This is a genomic window from Streptomyces sp. AC1-42W (assembly GCF_003248355.1).
Classification (GTDB): Bacteria; Actinomycetota; Actinomycetes; order Streptomycetales; family Streptomycetaceae; genus Streptomyces.
Genome location: NZ_QKWY01000002.1, coordinates 2,742,163 through 2,765,735 on the forward strand (window position 1 = coordinate 2,742,163; position 23,573 = coordinate 2,765,735).

A 23,573-nucleotide genomic window follows, 5' to 3' on the forward strand; every position below is an offset into this window, starting at 1 on the left:
ACCGCCTCGAAGGATTCCGGCACCCTGACGCCTCCCTGCCCGCCCCCCGATGGAATGGCCGCCCCGCGACACCCCCGTCCGGGGGTGGTGAGACCTGGGTCACTGTTTACATCATGTGAGAAGCCAATGGACCGGCCGGGTCGGTAAAGAGGAGGGCACATGCCGGAAACGAGTGCGACGGAGACGTTCCGGGCGGCCCGGGACTTCCTGCTCCGGCACCGCGACGACTACGACGCCGCCTGCGCGGGCTTCCAGTGGCCCCGCAGCCCCCACTTCAACTGGGCGCTCGACTGGTTCGACGTCATCGCCCGCGACAACGACCGCACCGCCCTGCACATCGTGGAGGAGGACGGCCGGCGCACCGAGGTGTCGTTCGCCGAGATGTCCGCCCGCTCCGACCGGGCCGCGAACTGGCTGCACGGCCGGGGGGTGCGCGCGGGCGACCGCATCCTCGTCATGCTCGGCAACCAGGTCGAGCTGTGGGAGACCGCGCTCGCCGCCATGAAACTGCGCGCCGTCGTCATCCCGGCGACCCCGCTGCTGGGCCCCGCCGACCTGCGCGACCGCGTCGAGCGCGGCCGGGTCCGGCACGTCCTGGTGCGGGACACCGACACCGGCAAGTTCGACGAGGTGCCCGGCGGCTACACCCGCGTCTGCGTCGGCGCCCCGACCGCGGGCTGGCTCGACTACGCGGCGGCCGCCGACGCCCCCCGCGCCTTCACGCCGGACCGCGAGACCGACGCGGACGAGCCGCTGATGCTCTACTTCACCTCCGGTACCACCGCCAGCCCCAAGCTGGTCGAGCACACCCATGTCTCCTACCCGGTGGGCCATCTGGCGACGATGTACTGGATCGGGCTCAAGCCCGGCGACGTCCACCTCAACATCTCCTCGCCCGGCTGGGCCAAGCACGCCTGGTCCAACCTCTTCGCCCCGTGGAACGCCGAGGCGACGGTCTTCATCTTCAACTACACCCGCTTCGACGCCGGCCGCCTCATGGCCGAGATGGACCGCTCCGGCATCACCAGCTTCTGCGCCCCGCCCACCGTGTGGCGCATGCTCATCCAGGCCGACCTCACCCAGCTCAAGACCCCGCCGCGCGAGGTCGTCGCGGCCGGCGAACCCCTCAACCCCGAGGTCATCGAGGCGGTCCGGCGCGCCTGGGGCGTCACCATCCGCGACGGCTTCGGCCAGACCGAGACCGCCGTCCAGGTCGCCAACACCCCCGGCCAGGTCCTCAAGCCCGGCTCCATGGGACGGCCCAGCCCCGGCTACCGGGTGGTGCTGCTCGACCCGGTGAGCGGGGAGCCCGGCGCCGCCGAGGGCGAGATCTCGCTCGACCTGTCCGCGCGGCCGGTGGGCCTGATGACCGGCTACCACGGCGACCCCGAACGCACCGCCGAGGCGATGGCCGGCGGCTACTACCGCACCGGCGACATCGGCGCCCGCGACGAGGACGGCTACATCACCTACGTCGGACGCGCCGACGACGTCTTCAAGTCCTCCGACTACAAGATCTCCCCGTTCGAGCTGGAGAGCGCCCTGCTGGAGCACGAGGCCGTCGTCGAGGCGGCGGTCGTCCCGTCCCCCGACCCGGTGCGCCTCTCCGTGCCGAAGGCGTACGTGGTGCTCGCCGAGGGCTGGGAGCCGGGACCGGACACCGCGAAGGTGCTCTTCGCCCACTCCCGCTCCGTGCTCGCCCCGTACAAGCGGGTGCGGCGGCTGGAGTTCGCCGAACTGCCCAAGACCGTCTCCGGCAAGATCCGCCGCATCGAACTGCGCGAGCGCACCGCCCAGGGCGGCGGCACCGAGTACGCCGAGGGGGACCTGGCATGACCGCGCTGTCCTACGCCCACGGCACCGGCACCACCGCCCTGCTCGGCGACACCATCGGACGCAACCTCGACCGGGCCGTCGCCGCCTGGCCCGACCGCGAGGCGCTGGTCGACGTACCGTCCGGGCGGCGCTGGACGTACGCCGAGTTCGGCGCGGCCGTCGGCGAACTGGCCCGCGCCCTGCTGGCGTCCGGCGTCGCCAAGGGCGACCGGGTCGGCATCTGGGCCGTCAACTGCCCCGAGTGGGTGCTCGTCCAGTACGCCACCGCCCGCATCGGCGCCGTCATGGTCAACATCAACCCCGCGTACCGGGCGCACGAACTGGCGTACGTACTCAAGCAGGCCGGGATCTCGCTCCTGGTCGCCTCGCTCGCCCACCGCACCAGCGACTACCGGGCCCTGGTCGACGAGGTCCGCGCCGACTGCCCGGAGCTGCGCGCCGTCCACTACATCGGGGACGTCTCCTGGGACGAACTCGTCGCCACCGCCGGCCGGGTCACGCCGGAGGAACTCGCGGCCCGCGAGGCGGAACTCTCCTGCGACGACCCGATCAACATCCAGTACACCTCCGGCACCACCGGCTTCCCCAAGGGCGCCACCCTCTCCCACCACAACATCCTCAACAACGGCTACTTCGTGGGGGAGCTGGTCGCCTACACCGAGCAGGACCGGATCTGCCTGCCGGTGCCCTTCTACCACTGCTTCGGCATGGTCATGGGCAACCTCGGCGCCACCTCGCACGGCGCCTGCATCGTGATCCCCGGCCCCTCCTTCGAACCCGCCGCCGTACTGAGCGCCGTGCGGCAGGAGCGCTGCACCTCGCTGTACGGGGTGCCCACGATGTTCATCGCCGAGCTGAACCTGCCGGACTTCGCCTCGTACGACCTGTCCTCGCTGCGCACCGGCATCATGGCCGGGTCGCCGTGCCCGGTCGAGGTGATGAAGCGGGTGGTCGCCGAGATGCACATGGCGGAGGTGTCCATCTGCTACGGCATGACGGAGACCTCGCCGGTGTCCACCCAGACCCGCCGCGACGACGACCTGGAGCGCCGCACCGGCACCGTCGGCCGGGTGATGCCGCACATCGAGGTCAAGGTGATCGACCCGGTGACCGGGGTGACCCTGGAGCGCGGCGCGTCCGGCGAGCTGTGCACCCGCGGCTACAGCGTGATGCTCGGCTACTGGGACCAGCCCGAGCGGACCGCCGAGGCGATAGACGCGGGGCGCTGGATGCACACCGGGGACCTCGCGGTGATGCGCGAGGACGGCTACGTACAGATCGTCGGCCGCATCAAGGACGTGATCATCCGGGGCGGCGAGAACATCTACCCGCGCGAGATCGAGGAGTTCCTCTACCGCCACCCCAAGATCGCCGACGTACAGGTGGTGGGGGTGCCGGACGAGCGGTACGGCGAGGAGGTGCTGGCCTGCGTCATCCCCGCGGACCCGAGCGACCCGCCGGGCCTGGAAGAGGTGCGGGCCTTCTGCGAGGGGCAGCTGGCCCACTACAAGATCCCGCGCCTGCTCCAGATCCTGGAGACCTTCCCGATGACGGTGAGCGGCAAGGTCCGCAAGGTCGAGCTGCGCGAGAACCACCGGCCGTAGGCCGGGCGCCGGCGGCTCAGGCCGCGGCGATCACGTCCGCCGCGGCGCCCCGCGTCGCGGCGGCCCACTCGATGAGCAGCACCTCGTACGCGGCGGCCTCCACGGGCGACCACTCCTGGCCCGCGCGGGCGTCCACCAGCGCGCGTATCGCCTCGTTCGCCTCCAGGGCGGTGCGTCGCGCCGCCCGGCGGGGGCGCGCGGGGGCGTACGCGGGCGCATTCGTAGGTGGTGAAGTCCGTCGAGTTAAGACCATGCGTTCCACTTTAGGCCCCGCCACTGACAACGAACCCCTGATCGGGGCCCGTTGGCCAGAACGTGACGGATCACACGCAGTGTGGCCGGGCGGTTTCTGTGAGGTACGACATAGTGCGGCGCCTCCGTGTCCGAAAAGGGGGGCGCGCGCGTGTTCACGCGCCGGTGCTGACGAGTTCGTCCGCGGCGCCGTTCACCGGCTGCGGGGTGCCGGTGAGGTCCAGGACGAACAGCGGGACGTATAACGCGTCGGCGCGCCGCCGGGCCTCCGGCGCGTAACCCGCGAGCGAGAAGAGCACCCCGAGCACCGAGCCGTTGAGCGCGTTCAGCCACAGGCACTCGACGTCCCGCGGGCCGGTCGGCCGGGTACCGGCGTCCACCTGGGCGACCAGCCCGGCCGCCCGCAGGTCGATCCGCGAGGCCGGCCGGTGCACCGGGTGCGTGACCTCGCGGAAGCCCAGCCACGACAGATACCGGGCCGCCGCCGCGACCGCGTCGCGGGTGGTACGGATGGTCAGCGGGCGGAACGCGGGGCGGGGTGCCGCCGCCGTGCGCGGCAGCGGTATGTGCGCGGGCCGGACCGCCCCGGCGGACGCCACCGGCCGCACCGGCACCCGCAGTACCGCCCCGCACGGGCAGCACAACTCGGGCTGCGGCCACTGGTCGTGCCGGCCGCAGCCCCGGCAGCGCACGGTCACCCAGTCGTCGTTCCAGGTGCGGTGGGTGATCGGGACGACGGGCGCGCCGCGCAGCAGTGGCGGGGCCGTGGGTTCGCCGCAGGGGCAGGCGTAGACGGGCGTGACGTACGCGTGCTCGCGGCGGCAGGCGGGGCATCGCAGCGGCACTGACTCCACCTCGGCTCCTTTCCGACGCCCTCCGGGCCGCGCGGGAGCGGGCACGCCTCGCGTATCGGGCCGACTCCGCTCCGTGTCCCCATGCTCTCCCAAGAGGCCGTGGCCCGGCAGGGATTCGCTCCAGTTGGTGCCCGCCCCGTCCTTGACGGCCACCCGGACGCGTCGTACATTCACTTCCACATAACAGAAGATAACTTCCGTAATGCGGAATTGGTGCTCTCAGGTGGCGCGACAGAGCCCGACTCCACCCAGGGACGAGCAGGAGCACTCAATGCCTCGTATGACCGCTGCCCGCGCGGCAGTCGAGATCCTCAAGCGCGAAGGCGTCAGCAACGCGTTCGGTGTGCCGGGCGCCGCCATCAACCCCTTCTACGCGGCCCTCAAGGCCGCCGGCGGGGTCCACCACACGCTCGCCCGCCACGTCGAGGGCGCCTCGCACATGGCGGAGGGCTACACCCGGGCCCGCCCCGGCAACATCGGCGTCTGCGTCGGCACCTCCGGCCCGGCCGGCACCGACATGATCACCGGCCTGTACTCGGCGATCGCCGACTCGATCCCGATCCTGTGCATCACCGGGCAGGCGCCGACCGCCGTCCTGCACAAGGAGGACTTCCAGGCCGTCGACATCGCCTCGATCGCCGCCCCGGTCACCAAGGCGGCCACCACCGTCCTGGAGGCCGCCCAGGTCCCCGGCGTCCTCCAGCAGGCGTTCCACCTGATGCGCACCGGCCGCCCCGGCCCGGTCCTCGTCGACCTCCCGATCGACGTGCAGCTCACCGAGATCGAGTTCGACCCCGAGCTGTACGAGCCGCTGCCGGTGCACAAGCCCGCCGCGAGCCGCCGCCAGATCGAACGCGCCCTGGACATGCTCGACGCATCGGAGCGCCCGCTGCTCGTCGCCGGCGGCGGCGTCATCAACGCCGACGCCGCCGAACTCCTGGTCGAGTTCGCCGAGTTGACCGGCGTCCCGGTCGTCCCGACCCTCATGGGCTGGGGCGCCATCCCCGACGACCACGAGCTGAACGCCGGCATGGTCGGCCTCCAGACCTCGCACCGCTACGGCAACGCCAACTTCCTGGAGTCGGACTTCGTCCTCGGTATCGGCAACCGCTGGGCCAACCGCCACACCGGCAAGCTCGACGTCTACACCGAGGGCCGCACCTTCGTCCACGTGGACATCGAGCCCACGCAGATCGGCAAGATCTTCGCACCCGACCTCGGCATCGTCTCCGACGCGAAGGCGGCGCTGGAACTGTTCGTGGAGGTCGCCCGCGAGCGCAAGGCGTCGGGCGGCACGAAGGACCGCTCGGCCTGGGCCGCCGCCACCCAGGAACGCCGGGCCACCCTCCAGCGGCGTACGCACTTCGACAACGTCCCGCTCAAGCCGCAGCGCGTGTACGAGGAGATGAACCGGGCCTTCGGTCCCGACACCCGCTACGTCACCACGATCGGTCTCTCCCAGATCGCGGGCGCCCAGATGCTCCACGTGTACCGCCCGCGCCACTGGATCAACTGCGGCCAGGCCGGCCCCCTCGGCTGGACGATCCCGGCCGCACTCGGCGTCGCCACCGCCGACCCGGAGGGCTCGGTGGTCGCGCTCTCCGGCGACTACGACTTCCAGTTCATGCTGGAGGAGCTGGCGGTGGGCGCCCAGCACCGCATCCCGTACGTGCACGTCCTGGTCAACAACTCGTACCTCGGCCTGATCCGTCAGGCCCAGCGCAACTTCGACATCGACTTCCAGGTGAACCTGGAGTTCGAGAACCTCAACTCCCCGGAGCTGGGCGGCTACGGCGTCGACCATGTCAAGGTCGTCGAGGGCCTGGGCTGCAAGGCCATCCGCGTCACCGAGCCGGACGCCCTCCTCCCGGCCTTCGAGGAGGCCAAGAAGCTGGCGGCGGAACACCGGGTCCCGGTGGTGGTCGAAGCCATCCTGGAACGCGTCACGAACATCGCGATGAGCGGCACGGACATCGCCTCGGTCAACGAGTTCGAAGACCTCGCGACGGACCCGGCGCACGCCCCCACGGCGATCAGGCCGTACGCCAAGGCGTGACCGTTCAGGTCCCCCGGCCCCCGGCCCCTGGAGAGCGCCTGCGAATCCTCGCGGGCGCTCTCCGCGTTGCCCGCCCTCGCCCGCCGAACCACCAGGACGAAGGCTGATGGATAATGGATTCGGCAGGAGTCAGCCGCGCGAACTGTCTGGGGATGAAGCGCATATGGCGGGGGCGAGTGGGGTCAGCCGAAGGCCCGGGCAGCCGAAGAATGTGCGACGCGGATGCGGCTCAACCACTGCCTGGCCATGCTCAGGAACGAAAGCGGCACAACGGCGCACCCTACGGGCAGGACGAGCGCGCCCAGGCATACGGCCGCGGCTTCGACAAGAACCTGGACGAGGCGAGGAGCGCTCTGAAGTGACCGGTGCGATCAGAGGGCCGTGGGGCGTACTTCTCATACTTGTGCATCTGCTCAACGCCTACATCGCCTACGGCGCTCTCATGGTTCAGCCGCAAGGAGCCTGGGACGACAGCACCCTGACAGGGACCGGGTTCGCGGCCGGGCTGCTGATCGCGCTCGGTGTTCTCACGGCTCTGCTCACTCCGATCCCCGTGGCGCGCCGCTCCTTGAGCCGCTGGTGGCCGGCACCGCCGGTGGTGTTCCCCGTCGCGGGCTTGGCGCGCCTGCGGTACATCGACCACGTCCACCCGGCGGGGCCCGGCGGCTGAGCGACTTCCCGGCCCCGAACCGCACCGGCAACAGGGCGCGCCCGAAGCGCTCGAACGCATCGACTGCCCGCTCACCGCCCTGTTCCGGCTCGAAGACCTGACTCTCCCGCACCGGCCGGACCGGGCACCCGAAACTGCGACGAGCAAGAGGACTGGCACATGAAACATCTCGGCGAAGCACTCCGCGCCAACCGGTACCCCGGCCGGCTGGTCGTGCTGGCCCGTACGCACGACGGCGTTCTCACCGCCGCGTACGCGCTGACCGGGCGCAGCGAGGCGTCCCGGGCCCGCCGCCTGGACGGCTCCGCGGCCGGGGAGCTCGCGGTCGTACCCGTGGGCGCGCAGGACAACGACGCGCTGCGCCACTACGTCGCCGCGTGCGTGGCGGGCCCCTGGACCGTCTACGGAAACGGCGAGCAGGTCGCCGAGGTGGCGGCCCGGCTGACCGGCGGGCAGTCGCCGGCCGAGGCGCTGCACGGCCTGGACTACGAGCCGGACCCGCCGATCTTCACGCCCCGGATCACCGTCGTGGTCGAGCGGGCCGACGGCAAGGCGTGGCTGGGTGCCGCGCGCCGGCCCGAGAACGGCCGGGAGAGCACCGACACCACCGTCACCGCGGTGGGCCCGCTGCCGGTCGGTCACGGCGTCCTGCTCTCCACGTACGAGTCGGACGGCGTCCAGGTCGCGACCGCCCGCCACCACCGGGACGTCCTGGTCGAGGCCGGGGACGCCGAACAGCTCCTGGAAGAGGTGTGGCAGACGCTGGACCACGAGTACCGCGTCGCCGCCACGGCCTTCGCCCCGCAGGACGGGGTGGCGGGGCAGGTCCGGCACGCCGCGGACGTGACGGCCGACTAGCCGGAAGCGGCGCCGTGGGCCGGGACGCACGACGACCCGGCCCACGGCGCGCTCGCGATCGCCCTGGCACCGGTGACGGGCTCGCCTCGCGCGGCGGCACCGCCGTACTCGTCGACGGCGGCCCGGACGCCGAGGCCCCTGGAGGTCCACATCGCCGAGATCTGGGCCCGCGTTCCGGACCTGGACGGGATCCGGCCGGGACGGCAACTTCCACGACCTGGGCGGTGACTCCATGGCAGCCGTGGAGGACCACGAACTCTGACCCACGCCGGGCGTCTTCAGCTTCCGAGCAGGGCTTCGCGTGCTGCCCGGGACCAGATGGATTGCCGGCGGCTGGAGAAACCCATCCGGTTCCAGTGGAACAGCACGTGCCGCGCGAGGACGGCGCGCGTCCCGATGCCGAGTGCGCTCGATCCTGCGGCCTCCGCAAGGCGGTGGCCGTGGTGCTGCAAAGCCTCGATCCACGGACGGACCGGTGTGAGGGGGCCGGCCGTGAGGAGGGGACGGGCATCGGTCAGCAGGAGCCGCCTCATGGGTGCCACCATGGCACCGACCTGTTGCGGCGTCACATCGCGGGGAAGGGGCCGGCGCTCTTCGACACGGCCCCATACGTCGCCCTGCTCGCCGGCTTCGAGCCGGGCGGCCCGCATGAGGAGGGACATGGCCAGGAGCGATGTCTCCTTCGCGCCCAGAACGCGGGACGGCGCTTCCTCGCAGACGCGGGCGTAGTCGAGGACTCCTTCGCTGTCCGCGTGGAACAGAGCATGCGCGAGCGGCAACCCGGCGGAGCCACCGAAGGCGATGGCTTCCGGCTCGTACGGGGCCGCGTGCCAGTCGGCGATCACGCCCGAGGACATCGCGCTGTTCAGGGCTTCCGCGACGTGGTCCGCCACACCCTGCCCCGTTGCTCCGGGAGCCGGGTGGCAGCGCAGCCGCCAGTGCGGTGCCTTCCGTACGAACCACCACGGGCCGACCGGTCCGCCGGGGCGGAGGCTGGGGACGACATGGTTGCGGAAGTCCCGTGCGGCGTGCTCGTAGTCCGCGAACCTGATGTTGACCTGGTGCCAGCCCGTGCGAGCTGTCTCCAACGCGGTGCGGCCGGCCGCCTGGTAGTGCTCGACGGCCTCGGCGAGTTGTTCTGCGGGGATGAGCGCCGTGCGTGCGGCGTCTTCCATGGGTGTGCCGTTGAAGACGCGGTGGACGGCTCGCTCGACGCGGGCCGGGTCATGGCCGGTCATGTCAGGAGGAGACAGGCGTCCCACTGACCCTTGGGTGTGGCGTCGTCGGCGTCTTGGTAGGCGAGAGCCGCGCCCGCACGGCCGACGAGGAATCCGGCTTCGCCGGGGGCCGCGGCCGACAGGTAGCGCCGTACGAGCGGTTCGAAGTGGCGGGCGTATCCGGCGGGACTGTCCGCGTCGGACGCCACGCGCTGCATCGTACGCAGGACGCCACCGACTCCGTGGCAGATACCGCGGTCGGCCGGCAGACCGAGTTGGCGGGCGTCGGTGAGGCAGTGGGTGAGTGCTCGTTCGGCCATGCGTTTGCGGTCGGTGTCCTCCAGGACGATGGCGGCGAGCTGCTGCGCGCGTACGAGGCCCGGTGTGCCGTAGCACCAACTCGGTGTTGCCGGCCGGACGGGTGTGGAGCCGCTGTGGCTGATCCAGCGAGGCCAGCGCAGTCCGTAGGAGTCGCATTGCCGGATGTCGTCCAACCATTGGCAGACGCGGCGGATCGCGAGTTCCTGGCGCCGGGTGTGAACGCCTGCCCGCATGGCCAGGCAGAGCAGGGCGAGTGGGCCGGCGATGCCGTGTGCGATCCCGGCGTTGGCGTGGCCGCCGGGAGTGGCGCTCTGATCGGTGGCGGGAGCGTGGTCCACCCACCAGCCGGGAAGTGTCCGTCCGGCGCGGTCGGTGAGCGGTTCGGTGAGGCGGACCAGGTAGTCCAGGATGCCGCGCAGCTCGGGACCGTGCGGGTTGCGGCGCAGCAGCAGGGCGCCGATCCCGGTCAGGCCACGCAGCAGGTCGTACTCGGAGAACGTGGGGCGTCGGCCCGCGTCGATCCGGTCGTGGGCGGCAGCGAGCCGTGCGCGGGTGTGCTCGGCCACGACCTGATCCAGGGTGTGCAGGGCCCCGGCGTAGCGTTCGGTTCCGTCGGCAGCCAGGTGCAGGGCGAAGGCCATCGCGGGAGCACCGAGGAAGAGGCCCGCGTCGCGGCCCTCGATGAGCGGGCCGGTGGCGGCGAGTACGCGATGGGCTTCCGCCCAGTCGCCCGTACCGCGCAGTGCGCGCTCGATATGCAGGAGCGCCGTGCTCAAGGGACCGTGCGCGAGCGACTGGCGCGCGGACAGTGAGCTGTCGGCGGCGGGTGGGGCGACGGTCACCGCACGGCTCCTTCGGTGCGGATGCTCCAGGACAGTGCGGCGGCACGGACCATGCGCCGGCACAGGGCCTCGGCATCGGGGTCGATTCCGGCGACGCGGTTGTGGTGCATGTGCAGAAGGGACGGCAGCACAGTCTCCGGTGCGGGTCCTGGCCGCAGGAGCTTGCCGCGGTAGCGGGCGAGGGCGTCGCGGCGGCGCTGCCAGGTGTCACGTACGGCCCCACCACCTGGGAAGTCGCTCAGGGGCGCGCCCGGGTTGTCGTTCTCGGTGAGTCGCAGGACGAGCGCCTGTGTGGACCGAGGCGCCGCAGCGCCGTCGCCGCGAACGAGGTGTTCGGCCAGCCAGGCGTGTGCGGCGCCGGGGGAGCCGAGGAAGCCGGTGGCGATGTCCATGAACGAGGCTGCTGTGACGGCCGGGCGCAGCTCTGCGGGGAGGCCGAGGCGCAGCTGCGCCAGTGCGGCGGCCGAGTCGGCGGCGAAGCAGTCCTCGGCGGCGGCCAGGGCGGAGCCGGTCCCGTAACGGCCGGTTTCGGGAACGTAGGTGTCCCACTGCACGCGTTGGATCAGGCCCTCCTCACGCAGCGCGTCCGCCCAGCGGCCCACTTCCCGGGCGAGATCGGCGAAGTCGCCGGGCCGGGGAAGGCTGAAGCGGATGCGGAGATGGGAGACGGGGTCGGCGTACCGGACGAACCATGCCTCCGGGGCGGCCACATCCCCGGCCGACCCGGAAGAGTCCTCGTGCGCGAAGGACTCTCCGAACACGGCGGCCACGTCGTCGAGTAGGCACGGCAGGTGAGTGCTGAGGACTTCGCCGGCGCGTTCGGCGTTGCCGTACAGCTTCAGGTACCCGGTGTCGGCCGTGCCCGGGGTTCGGCCGTCCTGGCGCCGGACGACAGTGTGCCAGGTGGGGGCGGGGGCGGGCGGCTGGTCGGCGGCGAACGACATGGTCACCTCGTGGGCGCGGCCGATCCAGCCACAGGCGTCTTCTTCCGGCGCTTCGTGCAAGGACAGGGCGCGGTGGTGTTCCAGTTCCGCTCGCAGGAGGTCGCGATGACCGGCCCGGTCGAGGTCCAGGCGGAGCTGCTGGTCGGTGGAGCCGACGAACACGGTGCGTGGCACGCGGTGGCGCATGCGCCAGTCCATGAAGTCCTCCGTCCACCGGCCGGCGTCCGGAAGGTCGCGGGCGCGCAGACGCCAGCAGGCCGCCGACAGGATGGTGCGGCCGTGGCGCACCTCTGGAAGGAACGGCAACTGGGCTGCGACGCCCCAGGCGAAGGGCAGGGGAATGGCGGTGTGGCAGCGGTGGACCTCGGTCAGGAACCGGACCAGGGGGTGCGTGGCGGTACTCAGCTCCACCGCGCTCATCACCGAGGGTTCCAGGCACTGCCCCGTGGAGAGGGAGACGAGGTAGAGACGTTCGGCGTCGGCGACGACCCCCAGGTCGTCCACGGTGATGGTGGCGTCCGGGTTGTACTCGCCGACGGCCAGTACCTCGTCGGCGACCAGCGGAGCGCGCCCGACGTTGGAGGTGTGCCGGCGCAGTGGGGGAGCTGAAACCTGGACACGAAGCGCGCCTTCGGTGAGGGGCGGCAGGGTGCTGTGGGCGGCCTTCATCCGAGTCCGGTCGGTGGTGTCCAGCATCGGCAGGAAGCGGCCGGTGAGGCTGCCGGCCGCGAGGGACAGGCCGATGGTGGAGAGGGCGAAGCGTCCCTCCGTCAGCGCGCGGAGCGACCGTGCGAAGACGCTGAAGCACAGTTCGACGTGGGCCGGGAGAGCGGTGGGTTCTCCGACCGACAGCGCCTCGATGTCTTCCTCGGTGAGGACGATTCCGCGCTGGTCGGTCAGCGCGGCGTTCTGCGCGAGGGTGAGCAGGTGTTCGTCGCGCGATGTCGTGGCGAGGGTGGGGCGGGGCAGGGTCGTGCCGCGGTACCCGACGGGGAAGCCGAGGCCGGTGTCAGGGCTGGTCAGTTCACGGACCGGGACGGCGGTGCCCATGCTGTAGCGGTCCAGGAACCTTGCCCGGTAGTCCCGCCAGGCTGCCGAGCCGTGTGGATAGGGCGTGATCCGGGCCATCAGGCTCAGGGCCCGCGCTGCCTCACGGGCCACGGCCTCGGGAAGGACGACATCGGCGTCCGGGCGCATCGTCACCACGAGGCCCTGCCCGGCGACGCCGCTGAGCGCGGTCATCATGTCGGTCGCCTGTGCGCGGAGGCCCGGCTGCTCGGTGGGATGGGCACGGTTGTGATGGCCCAGAACACGTTGGACGTCGCGAAGCCGGTCGGCCGCCTGCGTCTCGGCGCCGCTCTCGTCGATGCGGGCGATCAAGTAGCCGAGGGCATCGGGGGCGGTCATCGGTGCCTGGAGTCCGGTCAGTAACACCCGGTGCTTGACCAGTGTGCGGATCATGTCCTCGACGGCCGCTTCCGGGTACTCGGCGCCGAGTCCGGCCACCAGGTCGCGGACAAGGATCGGCGTGCGAGCGAGCCACAGGGCCATTTCCACAGCGCGGGTGCGCCGCAGGCCGGTGTCGGTCGGCCCGCCCTCGCCGGGCTGGTTCATCACGGTGATCCGGGTGCCGCGTACGACGTGGGTGGGGTCGGCGACGATTGTCAGGCAGCGCAGTACGGCCGGGTCGTTCTCCAGGGCGGACGTGATGGAGTGCAGCCATGCGGCGTCGGCGTGCGCGGTCGCGCGGGGCAGCGGGCCCCAGCGGACGTGTGCGTTCTGCCCGATACGCGCGACGGTCGGCCCGGCGAACAGTCCGAAGGGGGTTGCCCGGTATCGCATCCTGAGCAGGTAGCGGGCCAGGGACCGGCCGAGTCCGCGGAGACGCCGGGACGTGGTCGGCTTGCCCGCCAGCAGGTCGCGGACGGCGTGGGCCAGCAAGGGCGAGGCGTGGCTGATGGCCGCCGCGCGGGTGTCGTCCGCCCATACGTCTTGGATCCAGGCGCGGGTCTTCTCGGTGCCGGCCTCTTCGCCGGGCCGGTCGAGGGCGGGGGCGTCGAACGGAACCATCGACAATCTGATCAGGCTCGCGTCAACGTAGCGGTACATCCATTCTCCTTCGGATCGCGGCGTTCCGGGCCCGGGGGCGGCCTGCCGCGCCCGCACCCGGGTCCGTCTGCGGCAAGGCCCGGTGCCGCCGGGTCAGCTGCCGATGCAGGTGCTGTTGGAGCAGGCCGACTGGCAGGTGGAGCCGCAGTTGTCGCTCGTGTCGTTCAGCAACGCTCCGATGACGGGTGCCGAGGAAACCGTCTCGATGTCCAGGTCGAAGTCCCCGGCGTCCGTGCGCAAGTCCGTCGCCGCCTTCAGTGCGGTGCCGGACCCGGTGCTCATCCGCTGTGTCATCTCGCTCTCCTTCAGGGAGGTGGTGGAAGTCGTGCTGTGCAACCTGGCGGTGGCCGGTGGTGGTCAGGGCCAGGTGATCGAGACCCGCGAGTGCCGCCGCTCGATGCGTCGGCCGTCAGCGGGAAGACGGTCGTCCGGCGTACCTGCCGGATAAACCTCGATGTGCGCGCGGGCACCGCGGTGTTCGCGGTCCCACACCTGGATCTCCTCGACCAGGCGCTCGGCGAGCCGCCGCCCGCGCGGGCCGTGACCGATTGCGCCCAGTTCGTAACGGTCCACCTCGTCCGTGGCCCGCACTGTGCGGTACGCGAAGCTGCCGCCGTCCACGAGAGCGGGGATGCCGAGCGGGGACACCGAGGTGACCAGCCCGCGATCACGGGCGCCTGGCATCGCGGCCAGCAGCGGCAGGTTGTCCAGCGCGGTGGTGAGCCACAGGTCGAGATGTTCGTTGGACTCGCTGCCGCCGAGCGTCACACCGGACCACCGCGTGTTCCGTGGCGTCAAGAGGGCTTTGGCCAGGGCTTCGGTGTCCGGCTCGGGGTGACCGTCCAGGCGGAGACCGACCTGTTCGCCCGCCACGTCGTGCAGCACGGCGAGGCGGACCCGGTTCTCCCCGGCACCCTGCATCGGCACGAAGCCACACAGTTCGACCCCGTCACTGACAAGCCGGTCCCGGTCGCGGACGAAGGCCACGGTGCGGGTCATGCCGCGCATCCGCAACGGGACGACGAGGCGCCCGCCCTCCTTGAGGAGGTCCAGCCAGGCCGGCGGAATGTCGGCAGCCTGAACCGTTACCACGATTCGGTCGAACGGAGTGCTGTTGGGGATCTCGTTCTCCGCGTCCGCGGTGAGCACGGTGACGTTGCGGTACCCGGTCGCCTTCAGGAAGGCCGAGGCACGGGCCGTCACGTCCGGGTCGATGTCCACGGTCACGACGTGGCCGGTGTCCCCGACCACTTCCGCGAGGAGGGCGGCGTTGGGCCCGCCGGAGCCGATTTCGAGCACGGACATCCCCGGCGCGAGATCGGCCTGCTCCATCTGCATGGCTTGGATGCGAGGCGCGGACACCGAGCTGATCTGTACCCCGTGCTCGTCGGTCTTGGTGATCGTCGCGACTTCGGCGCTGTACGTCGAGAGCATGTCCGCGTCGGGGGTGGCCAGGTGACGGCGTACGCTGCGGAACGCGGCGATCACGCGAGGGCTGCGGGCAGCCCCCAGTTCGATGAGGCTTTCAGTGAGCGCATCGCGCAACTCCTGCTCGGACGATTTCTCCATACCGTTCTCCTTCTCGGCTGTGCCGAGCTCGCGTCGAAGTAGTCACCACCCGACAGCCCGGCCGTCACATCTGGTGCGAAGCCGTGTGCTCAGATAACTCCGTCCGAGCCGGTCCTGGTTAGGTGCTTCGGCGTGGGACCGAGATGAGCTTCCTAGGACGATTTGGCGACGCCTTTGCCTGACAGCGCGCAGACCACCGGCCCGATCGACTTCCACCGAGCCTGGTACGTGCACGAGGCGCGTGGCAGCGGATCTGGGGGTCCGGCAGATCGGGCAGGCGGGGGGCCCGACGAGCTGTGCTTCCACGAGCAGAAGCGCTCGGGCAGGATCGTCCACGGTGTCCCGGTGCGGAACTTGAACGCCACTGCCCACCAGGCCGAGGTGTCCGGTCCGGCAGCAGCGGCTCGATCCCTCACCCGCTGGGCATCAACCAACCATCAGGTGACCTGGGGGCTACTGCTCAACTGCCTTGGCCCTTCTGATGCTCTCGAAGCCGTCGCACGCGCCTGGCGTACTGCCCGGCCTGCGACCTTTGGACACGATCAATCGCAAATACGCGCGGGCAGCAGCACGTGGGGTCGGCTACTGCGAGGGCTCCTTCACCAAGGCGGTCCCCACTACCGGCAGGTGGCGTGCGACCGGTCACCGGATGGAGCGGACCATCACGGTGAGGACCGGGGAGGCCGGGGACGGCCTGCTTTGGCCGATGTCCTCGTAGCACCATGACTTGTAGAGCGCGTGGACCTTTCCGTCACCTGCGGCTCCGTTCACCATGAGCGTCACGTACGGCACGTCGCCGGTGGCGAGAAGGGTGTCGTGGATGCGGCGGGCGGTGCCGGTCTTGCGCCAGGCAGGGTGGACACCGATCTCCTTGAGTGCCCTCGCGGGACGCTCGGTGTATTGCTTCGCCGGGGCTGGGCTGGTGCGCTGCCAGTATCGGTCGCCGTGCTCAATGGTGTTGCTGTACGCGTAGCCGACCGGTTGGCCGTCCGCGTATGCGAGGACGGCTGTGAAGCCCGGTTCCGTGGAATGCCGGTCGATTCGCTCACCGAATGCGGTGACCGCGTAGTTCGGCAGATGCAGCAGCGGGGCACGTACCTCGGCGTACACATCGAGGAGGTCGCCTCGGATGGGTTCCAAGCTGCTGAAGACACGCAGCTCGGCGGTGGGTGCTGTGGTCATGCGGCCGTCCTCCAGGTGGTGGTGTGCTCGGTCCAGTTTCGGGCGGCGGTGCTGTGCGGCGCGGTGGCGCGGAGGGCAGCTCCGAATTCCTGGAGCATGCGCGATACACGGGCGTGCCGGGTGGCGGCGTCTGCGGGAACCTTCATGGCGGCGGCTGTAGCCGCATCAGCTGCCCCCTGTGCGAGAAGGGCGTGGGCGAGGCGCGTCGTGGTGATGGCGCGGGACCTGACCATGTGGGGCCGACGTGAGGCCAGGCAGCGGTGGGCGTGGTACTCGGCGGTGGGGTAGTCGCCGAGTGCCAGGTACGCGGAGAGGGCCAGGGAGTCCAGTTCGGCCTGATCGTAGAAGGCGAGCAACCAGACCGGTCGGTGGTCAGCGGGATTGGCGCGCTGCATGGCGTCCTGTGCCTGCTCGAACGCGCGCCGTGTCTCGGTCCGGTGCTGGGCCGTGCCGTGGATCGCCCCTTGGCGGGCCAGGCCCAAGGAGGCGAAGAGCGGGTCGCGGCGGGTGATGTGCAGGTTTCGTGCCACGTCGTTGGCGGCGATCGCGTCGGCGGGGCGGCCCATGTGGCGGTACATGGTGCCGGCGTGGCTCCAGATGCGGAACTTGATCGCCTGGTCTCCCGACATCTCGGCCAGGGCCTGCGCCTCGCGCATGTGCGCCTTCGCGACGTCGTAGCGCCGGCCGTCGATCGCCGCCCACATCGCGGACGAACGGAACGCGGCCCCGGAGGCGTACAGGCTGTTGCGTACTCGCTGCGTCGCACTGCCCGCGTTCTGGAGGTTGAGCGCTTCTTCGGCGAGTGCGGCGGCCTGCTCCTCGATGCGTAGTTGCCCGCCATGGCGGTGGTCGCTGGCGATGATCTCGGCGAAGCGCTTGTTCAGCCGGTTGACGTCGCTCATGCCGATCCGGCGTGGTGACGCGGTCCCCGGGGCCGCCGCTGCTGCGGCAGCCGCCGCGGCGATTCCGCCGACGAGGGTACGGCGCTTCATGTCGGGTTCCTCCTGCTGCGATGGTGCTGAGATGGACGGCGGCCGACCTCGTGGCACGAACCCCAAGGCGACGGCAGGTAATCCGGTGACGGCCTCAAGCGCCTTACGGGTCGCCGATTTCGGCCAGGTGACCCGACCCGCCTTCCATGCCCGCACCGATGACCCGTCGAGCCCTCCTATGCGCCCGGTCAGTTCCTCGACAGCCCCGTTCACCGCATCGGCCAGGCTGTTGGAGCTGTAGCCGTGCTCGGTCATCCACGCCTCGAGGACGGTGTTGCGGATCGCGTCCATGCGGGCACGGTAGCCCGCGAGCTATCCGCCGACCAGGTAAAACGCGGGTCAAAACACCCTAGGCAAGCCCGCTCGGCATGCAGTCGAACGCCCTAACCAGCCCTCGGGGGAGGGGAGTTACCTGGATAAGTCACTTTCCGCGAGCGGCCGGTAGCGGTTCGTATCGCCCTCGAATTCATCGCTCACATCAGGAGACCTGTCATGCACCACGAACAGCCCCGGAGGAGTCGGCTCGTGTTGGCGGATACGCCCAACGCCGTCGCCCTGGCGCGGTTGCACGCCGCCGATGTTCTCGCGGGCTGGGGAGTGGCTGCCGACGTCGTCGAGACGGCGCGGCTTCTGGTGTCGGAGCTGGCGACCAACGCCGTGCGGCACTCGGAGGACGCTGAGGAGCCGGCGCCGCCGCTCTCGTCACAGAGCGACGTGCGGACCTTCGAACTGGCGCTGGAAGCCGTGTCCGGCGCCATCCGGTTGTCGGTGTGGGACCGCGATGCCAGGCCGCCGGTTCTGAAGGAGGTCGGTGTCGACGCGACGGGTGGGCGGGGGATCTTCATCGTTGCGGCGCTGAGTCGAGCCTGGGGCTACTACCCGGCGCGCAGCGCGACGGGGAAAGTGGTGTGGGCCGAGATCGCGCTCGCTTCCACGGGTCCGGGTGAGGGCCGCGACGCTATGACGTCGTCGTCGTTGGGCCGGCCGGCAACGGACGGCTGCCGGGTGCCCGAGGACGCACGGGTGGAACCGAACCTGATCGGCCGCGTACTCGTCGGCATCCGAGAACTCTGACCGCGTCGGCCGGCTGCCTGGGCAACCGCGCCCCCGCGTAGGCCCCCCGAGTCGCCGACCGCCACACACGTACGCCACACACCTGTGCACCACAAGCAGGTGCACGACCTACCTGACGAGGACTGTTCGATGACGCACTCGCTGACGACCGCAGTGGCCACCGCACGCGAGCTGAAGCGCGTCCTGGAGTACACCGGTCTCGGCTTCGAGCTGGAGGAGGGCGCTGCACCGGGTGGCTGCCGCCTGCGCCTGGCTTCCTCGGCCGCCCACCCCTGGACGTGCGGAGACGTACGAGCCCATTTGCTTGCCGAGGGAATCACCGCCGAGGTGGTACACCTCGAAGACCACTCTGCCGACCCCGGCGGCGAGCTGGTTCTCACCCTTTCCTCGGAGGAGGAAGTCCGAGGCATCGGGCGGCTGTTGGAGGCCCGTCTCACGGAGGTGCAGAACGCGGCGCTGCAGTTGCATCGAGCCCTTGCCGCCACCGGCGTCGAGCGGCACGTGGACATCCAGACCATCGGAAGTCGCGCCCTCATCGACATCGGCACGTTCGATCCGGACGCGGCCACGCTCCTCTACCGCGGCCTCGGCGGCGACGAGTCGATCCTGCGCGGCCTGGACCTCACGGACTGGCACGACCACGAGCGGTTCGCCCAGGAGGTTGCGCAGGCGGTTGCCGGTACCGGCCGGGCACAGCTCGTGGAGTCGGTGCCCGTCTGCGGTCAGTGCCGGGAGCGGCACGGCGGCAACCGCATCCGCTTCGACTACCTGGACGCGGAGGACACGCTGCTCCTCGCGGATACCTTGCTCCGGGCCGCCGAGTCGGCAGGTTCGGCCCGCGTTCCGCGTCTTCTGCCGACGCGAGGGCGACCGTAGCGGCGGGGGCACTCGTGCCGCCTCCGGTTCAGGCGCGCCGGGGGGTGATGCTCACCGCTCGGTACGCGTAGCCGTCCTGTCTGAAACCCGGGGCTTCCCAGACGAGGTCGACCTCTTGGCCGGGTGACAAGGTGCGGAAGCCGGGCGCCTCGATGGTGGAGTAGTGGCCGAAGCACCCTCCCGGGGTCGCGGCGGAGTCGAGGACGCCCCACCCCTCCTCGTCGCGCCACTCGCGCACCGTCGCGGTCACGACCGCTGTCTCCTTGCGGGGGCTTTTGCGACGGCCCATGTGCCGCTCCCTTCGATGCCGGCCGCGGAATTCGGCCGAGTCGTGATCATGCCAGTCCTTCCGTCGACGCGGGCGTCGCATGTACGCAGCGGAACCGGGTCGGCGGCGAATCGCCGCCGGGCGCGCCGAAAGGGCGTGGAGTACGGGACCGTATCCGTACTCCACGCCCTCGTTCGGGGAGGATAGGGAGAACAACAGGGGCCGCGGCGGGGGCGCGAAGGGGGGCTGCGCGGGCCTTCGGGTCTGGTGACCGGGCCGCCCTCCCGTATACCACCGCACTGGCATCGTGCCACCGCCGCGGCCCCGGCCCGGCCGCACCGTGCGCTGCCCCTCATCCGGGTGGACGCGTCGGTGCGGGCGGGGGTCCGGGGTGGGGTCAGTCCTCGCGGAGGGCGCGGACCGCCTCCGCCACGCGCTTGCCGTACTCGGCGTCGGCGGCGTGGAAGTGGGCGAGGTTCTTCTCGATCACGTCGTCCCGGGAGACCTGGGACAGACCGCCCGCGATGTTGGCGATCAGCCGGTCCTTCTCCTCGGCCGACATCAGCCGGTACAGCTCGCCGGCCTGGTAGAAGTCGTCGTCCTTGGTGTGGGCGGGCGCCTCGTGGGTGCCGGTCCAGCCCTGCACGGGCAGCGGGGCGGAGAGCGGGGCGTCCGTCTGGGCCGGGCCCGCGTACGAGTTGGGCTCGTAGTTCTTGTCGTGGCGCGAGCCGTACCGCGTGGCGTGGAGGCCGTCGCGGCCGTAGTTGTCCGCGGTGGCGGCGCGCGGGGCGTTGACCGGGAGCTGGGTGTGGTTGATGCCCAGGCGGTAGCGCTGCGCGTCCGCGTAGGCGAACAGGCGGCCCTGGAGCATCTTGTCCGGGGACGGGCCGATGCCGGGCACGAAGTTGTTCGGCGAGAACGCGGCCTGCTCGACCTCCGCGAACACGTTGTCCGGGTTGCGGTCCAGGACCAGCCGGCCGACCCGCTGGAGCGGGTAGTCCGCGTGCGGCCACACCTTCGTCACGTCGAACGGGTTGAAGCGGTAGCCCGCCGCCTCGGCGGCCGGCATGAGCTGCACGTAGAGCGTCCAGGACGGGTTCATACCGCGCTCGATGGACTGCAGCAGGTCCGTCTGGTGCGAGTTGCCGTCCTTGCCGACGAGTTCGGCGGCCTGCTCGGCGGAGAGCGAGCGCACGCCCTGGTTGGTCTTGAAGTGGTACTTCACGAAGTACGCGTCGCCCGCGGCGTTCGTCCACTGGTAGGTGTGCGAGCCGAAGCCGTTCATGTGGCGGTACGAGGCGGGGATGCCCCGGTCGCCCATCAGCCAGGTGATCTGGTGGGTGGCCTCGGGGGAGTTGGCCCAGAAGTCCCACACGTTGTCCGGCTCCTGGCGGCCGGTGAACGGGTCGCGCTTCTGCGAGTGGATGAAGTCGGGGAACTTGATCGGGTCCTTGATGAAGAAGACCGGGGTGTTGTTCCCCACCAGGTCGTAATTGCCGTCGTTCGTATAGAACTTGACGGCGAAACCGCGCGGGTCGCGCACCGCGTCCGCGCCGCCCAGCGAGTCGGCGACCGTGGAGAAGCGCAGGAACGTCTCGGTGCGGCGGCCCACCTCGGAGAGGAAGTCGGCGCGGGTGTACGCCGTGACGTCGTCGGTCACCTCGAAGTAGCCGTACGCGCCCGAGCCGCGGGCGTGCACCACGCGCTCCGGGATGCGCTCCCGGTTGAAGCGGGCCAGCTTCTCCAGGAGATGGCCGTCCTGGAGGAGGATCGGGCCTCCGGCACCCGCGGTGGCGGAGTTCTGGTTGTCGGCGACCGGGGCGCCGGACTCGGTCGTAAGTACACGCTGCGTCATGGTGTCGGGGCGACCTTCCGTACGGGAGCTGCTGAAACTGCGACGGCCGTGGGCCGGAGTGCGGATGTGTCCGGGAGCGTAGGTACGCCCTCGACCCGGCGTCAACAGTTTGTTGAAATTCGTGGTGGGGAGGTGTTCCGGGCGGTGCCGGCGCCTGGGCGCGACAGGACAGGTGTCAGCGCCGGCACCGCCCGGAAGTCTGGAGAGGGGCGAGCGGTCAGCCCTTCGGCGTGAGACCGGAGAGGCGTTCGACCCCGCGCAGCAGCGCCGAGTGGTCCAGGCCGCCGTCACCCTGGGCGCGCAGCGAGGCGACGAGCTGGGCGACCACCCCGCCCACCGGCAGCGCGGCACCGACGTTGCGGGCGGCGTCCGTGACGATGCCCATGTCCTTGTGGTGCAGGTCGATCCGGAAGCCCGGCGCGAAGTCGCGGCCCAGGAAGTTGTCCTTCTTACGGGTCAGGACCGTGGAGCCGGCCAGGCCGCCGTTGAGGACGTCCAGCGCGGCCGACAGGTCCACCCCGGACTTCTCCAGGAAGACCACGGCCTCGGCGCACGCCTGGATGTTCACCGCGACGATCAGCTGGTTGGCGGCCTTCACCGTCTGGCCGGAGCCGTGCGGGCCGCAGAGCACGATGGTCCTGCCGAGCGCTTCGAGCAGCGGCTTCGCGGCGTCGAAGTCGGCCCGCTCACCGCCCACCATGATGGACAGCACGGCCTCGATCGCGCCCGCCTCACCGCCGGACACCGGGGCGTCCAGCACCCGGATGCCCTGCTCGGCGGCGTTCTTCGCGAGGTCCACGGAGGTCTGCGGGGTGATCGAGGACATGTCGATCAGCAGCGCGCCGCGCCGCGCGTTCGCCAGGATGCCGTCGGGGCCGTACGCGATGGCCTCGACCTGCGGGGACGCGGGCACCATCGTGATGACCACGTCCGCGTCGCGCACCGCCTCGGCGATCGAGGAGGCGCCGGTGCCGCCGGCCGCGGCCAGCCGGTCGATCTTGTCCTGCTCCAGGGTGTAACCGGTCACGTCGTAACCGGCCTTGATCAGGTTCTCGGACATGGGCGAACCCATGATGCCGAGTCCGATCCACGCGACCTTGGGGAGGTTGTCGCTCATGAGGGTGCCTTCCGATCGGCGTGTGTACGAGGGGCCCCTAGGCCCGCGCGGCGGTGCGCGCGGCGGGCGGGAGCCAGTCGAAGGAGTCGGCGCTCGGGCGGTCGCCGGGCTTGTACTCCAGCCCGACCCAGCCCGTGTAGCCGGCCTTCGCCAGCTCGTCGAGGAGCTGCTCCAGGGGGAGCGAGCCGGTGCCGGGCGCGCCGCGGCCCGGGTTGTCGGCGATCTGGACGTGGCCCGTCCGGTCGGCGTACGCGGCGATGACCTCGCTCAGGTCCTCGCCGTTCATCGACAGGTGGTACAGGTCCAGCAGGAACTTCGCGTTGCCGAGGCCGGTGGCGGCGTTGACCCGGTCCACGACCTCGATCCCGGCCGGCGCGCTCACCAGCGGATAGCGCGGCGACTCCGGCGCGTTCAGGGTCTCGATCAGCAGCACCGCGCCGATCCGGTCCGCGGCGCGGGCGGCCAGGACCAGGTTCTCCAGGGCGAGTTCGTCCTGGACGGCCGGGTCCACGCCCTCGATCCGGTTGCCGTAGAGCGCGTTGAGCGCCCGGCACCCGACCGAGGCGGCGAAGTCGGCCGCCACCTCGATGTTGGCGCGGAAGCGGTCCGACTCCGCGCCCGGCACGGAGAGCGCGCCGCGGTCGGGGCCGGGGAGCTCTCCGGCGTAGAAGTTCAGGCCCACCAGCTGTGTGCCGGCCTCGTCGAGCGCCTGCTTGAGCGCGTCGAGTTCGGCCTGCTCGGGGGTGGGGGTCTCGATCCAGGGCCACCACAGCTCGACCGCCGTGAAGCCGGCCGCGGCGGCTGCCGCGGGACGCTCCAGGAGCGGGAGTTCCGTGAAGAGGATCGACAGGTTCACATCGAAGCGCTGGTCCGGGTAGCCCATGAGGGTTTCGGCGCTCCTTCCGTATTGCGGAAGTTTGTTTCTGTCTAACGGAAGATTGCCTGGCGGGTGGCGAGGCTGTCAAGGGGTGCCCGCAACCCGGGCCGGTGGAAGGGGGTTTACGTTGCGCCCTGCGCAATGGCCGGTGCGTGCCTTGCGGTGGGATGCGGAGGCGGCCACTGTGGCTGACACATCGA

General features: G+C 70.9%; 21 protein-coding genes. 7 read left to right on the forward strand and 14 right to left on the reverse strand.

Going from position 1 to position 23,573, the window contains the following annotated elements:
• The first annotated feature begins 159 nt into the window (after nucleotides 1–159).
• Nucleotides 160–1,836, forward strand: a complete 1,677-nt coding sequence (locus DNK56_RS30245) for an AMP-binding protein (RefSeq protein WP_111338956.1) — start codon at nucleotides 160–162, stop codon at nucleotides 1,834–1,836.
• Nucleotides 1,833–3,440, forward strand: coding sequence for an AMP-binding protein (locus tag DNK56_RS30250; protein ID WP_111338957.1), 1,608 nt, complete (start codon nucleotides 1,833–1,835; stop codon nucleotides 3,438–3,440). The genes DNK56_RS30245 and DNK56_RS30250 overlap by 4 nt, the downstream gene beginning before the upstream one ends.
• A gap of 16 nt (nucleotides 3,441–3,456) precedes the next feature.
• On the opposite strand, the gene DNK56_RS30255 is transcribed toward DNK56_RS30250, so the two are convergent.
• Both DNK56_RS30255 and DNK56_RS30260 read right to left on the reverse strand, forming a co-directional pair.
• Nucleotides 3,457–3,693, reverse strand: a complete 237-nt coding sequence (locus DNK56_RS30255) for a hypothetical protein (RefSeq protein ID WP_111338958.1) — start codon at nucleotides 3,691–3,693, stop codon at nucleotides 3,457–3,459.
• 154 nt (nucleotides 3,694–3,847) lie between these two features.
• Nucleotides 3,848–4,546 (reverse strand): hypothetical protein, encoded by a 699-nt coding sequence (locus tag DNK56_RS30260; RefSeq protein WP_111338959.1) that lies wholly within the window; start codon nucleotides 4,544–4,546, stop codon nucleotides 3,848–3,850.
• 271 nt (nucleotides 4,547–4,817) lie between these two features.
• Between DNK56_RS30260 and gcl the strand changes: the two genes are divergently transcribed.
• The 3 genes from gcl to DNK56_RS30275 all read left to right on the forward strand — a co-directional run bounded on the left by gcl (nucleotide 4,818) and on the right by DNK56_RS30275 (nucleotide 8,130).
• On the forward strand, nucleotides 4,818–6,602 hold the full coding sequence (gene gcl / locus DNK56_RS30265; protein WP_111338960.1) for a glyoxylate carboligase: 1,785 nt from the start codon (nucleotides 4,818–4,820) through the stop codon (nucleotides 6,600–6,602).
• A 358-nt stretch (nucleotides 6,603–6,960) separates the two neighbouring features.
• On the forward strand, nucleotides 6,961–7,272 hold the full coding sequence (locus DNK56_RS30270; RefSeq protein WP_111338961.1) for a hypothetical protein: 312 nt from the start codon (nucleotides 6,961–6,963) through the stop codon (nucleotides 7,270–7,272).
• A 159-nt stretch (nucleotides 7,273–7,431) separates the two neighbouring features.
• Nucleotides 7,432–8,130, forward strand: coding sequence for an IMP cyclohydrolase (locus DNK56_RS30275; protein ID WP_111338962.1), 699 nt, complete (start codon nucleotides 7,432–7,434; stop codon nucleotides 8,128–8,130).
• On the opposite strand, the gene DNK56_RS35115 is transcribed toward DNK56_RS30275, so the two are convergent.
• From DNK56_RS35115 to DNK56_RS30310, 8 genes are all read right to left on the reverse strand, one after another.
• On the reverse strand, nucleotides 8,127–8,282 hold the full coding sequence (locus DNK56_RS35115; RefSeq protein ID WP_158558461.1) for a hypothetical protein: 156 nt from the start codon (nucleotides 8,280–8,282) through the stop codon (nucleotides 8,127–8,129). The two genes, DNK56_RS30275 and DNK56_RS35115, sit on opposite strands and share 4 nt — an antisense overlap.
• A 126-nt stretch (nucleotides 8,283–8,408) precedes the next feature.
• Nucleotides 8,409–9,368: a thiopeptide-type bacteriocin biosynthesis protein gene (locus DNK56_RS30280; protein ID WP_111338963.1), complete on the reverse strand. Its 960-nt coding sequence runs from the start codon at nucleotides 9,366–9,368 to the stop codon at nucleotides 8,409–8,411.
• Entirely contained in the window at nucleotides 9,365–10,510 is a 1,146-nt protein-coding gene (locus tag DNK56_RS30285; RefSeq protein ID WP_111338964.1) for a lanthionine synthetase C family protein, read from the reverse strand. Before DNK56_RS30285 ends, DNK56_RS30280 begins: the two co-directional genes overlap by 4 nt.
• Complete coding sequence (locus DNK56_RS30290) at nucleotides 10,507–13,563, reverse strand: lantibiotic dehydratase (protein ID WP_241990132.1); 3,057 nt, start codon at nucleotides 13,561–13,563, stop codon at nucleotides 10,507–10,509. The genes DNK56_RS30285 and DNK56_RS30290 overlap by 4 nt, the downstream gene beginning before the upstream one ends.
• 93 nt (nucleotides 13,564–13,656) lie before the next feature.
• Nucleotides 13,657–13,857 carry an FxLD family lanthipeptide gene (locus DNK56_RS30295; protein WP_199563575.1) on the reverse strand — a complete coding sequence of 67 codons (201 nt, stop codon included), beginning with the start codon at nucleotides 13,855–13,857 and terminating at the stop codon, nucleotides 13,657–13,659.
• A 63-nt stretch (nucleotides 13,858–13,920) separates the two neighbouring features.
• Nucleotides 13,921–15,132, reverse strand: coding sequence for a methyltransferase, FxLD system (gene fxlM, locus DNK56_RS30300; protein WP_111338965.1), 1,212 nt, complete (start codon nucleotides 15,130–15,132; stop codon nucleotides 13,921–13,923).
• Between the two features lie 642 nt (nucleotides 15,133–15,774).
• Nucleotides 15,775–16,314: a GNAT family N-acetyltransferase gene (locus DNK56_RS30305; RefSeq protein WP_111338966.1), complete on the reverse strand. Its 540-nt coding sequence runs from the start codon at nucleotides 16,312–16,314 to the stop codon at nucleotides 15,775–15,777.
• On the reverse strand, nucleotides 16,311–17,597 hold the full coding sequence (locus tag DNK56_RS30310) for an XRE family transcriptional regulator (RefSeq protein ID WP_241990133.1): 1,287 nt from the start codon (nucleotides 17,595–17,597) through the stop codon (nucleotides 16,311–16,313). The genes DNK56_RS30305 and DNK56_RS30310 overlap by 4 nt, the downstream gene beginning before the upstream one ends.
• 201 nt (nucleotides 17,598–17,798) lie before the next feature.
• On the opposite strand from DNK56_RS30310, the gene DNK56_RS30315 reads away from it, so the two are divergent.
• Together DNK56_RS30315 and DNK56_RS30320 are read left to right on the forward strand one after the other, a co-directional pair.
• Nucleotides 17,799–18,380 carry an ATP-binding protein gene (locus tag DNK56_RS30315; protein ID WP_111338967.1) on the forward strand — a complete coding sequence of 194 codons (582 nt, stop codon included), beginning with the start codon at nucleotides 17,799–17,801 and terminating at the stop codon, nucleotides 18,378–18,380.
• 129 nt (nucleotides 18,381–18,509) lie between these two features.
• Nucleotides 18,510–19,256 (forward strand): hypothetical protein, encoded by a 747-nt coding sequence (locus DNK56_RS30320; protein WP_111338968.1) that lies wholly within the window; start codon nucleotides 18,510–18,512, stop codon nucleotides 19,254–19,256.
• A gap of 28 nt (nucleotides 19,257–19,284) precedes the next feature.
• On the opposite strand, the gene DNK56_RS30325 is transcribed toward DNK56_RS30320, so the two are convergent.
• The 4 genes from DNK56_RS30325 to DNK56_RS30340 form a co-directional block, all read right to left on the reverse strand.
• The gene (locus DNK56_RS30325) at nucleotides 19,285–19,545 is read right to left on the reverse strand and encodes a cold-shock protein (RefSeq protein WP_111338969.1); all 261 of its coding nucleotides are present in this window, start codon (nucleotides 19,543–19,545) and stop codon (nucleotides 19,285–19,287) included.
• Between the two features lie 376 nt (nucleotides 19,546–19,921).
• On the reverse strand, nucleotides 19,922–21,379 hold the full coding sequence (locus tag DNK56_RS30330; RefSeq protein ID WP_111338970.1) for a catalase: 1,458 nt from the start codon (nucleotides 21,377–21,379) through the stop codon (nucleotides 19,922–19,924).
• Between the two features lie 217 nt (nucleotides 21,380–21,596).
• Entirely contained in the window at nucleotides 21,597–22,496 is a 900-nt protein-coding gene (locus tag DNK56_RS30335; RefSeq protein ID WP_111338971.1) for a 2-hydroxy-3-oxopropionate reductase, read from the reverse strand.
• 37 nt (nucleotides 22,497–22,533) lie between these two features.
• Nucleotides 22,534–23,379 carry a TIM barrel protein gene (locus tag DNK56_RS30340; RefSeq protein ID WP_111338972.1) on the reverse strand — a complete coding sequence of 282 codons (846 nt, stop codon included), beginning with the start codon at nucleotides 23,377–23,379 and terminating at the stop codon, nucleotides 22,534–22,536.
• Nucleotides 23,380–23,573 lie beyond the last annotated feature (194 nt).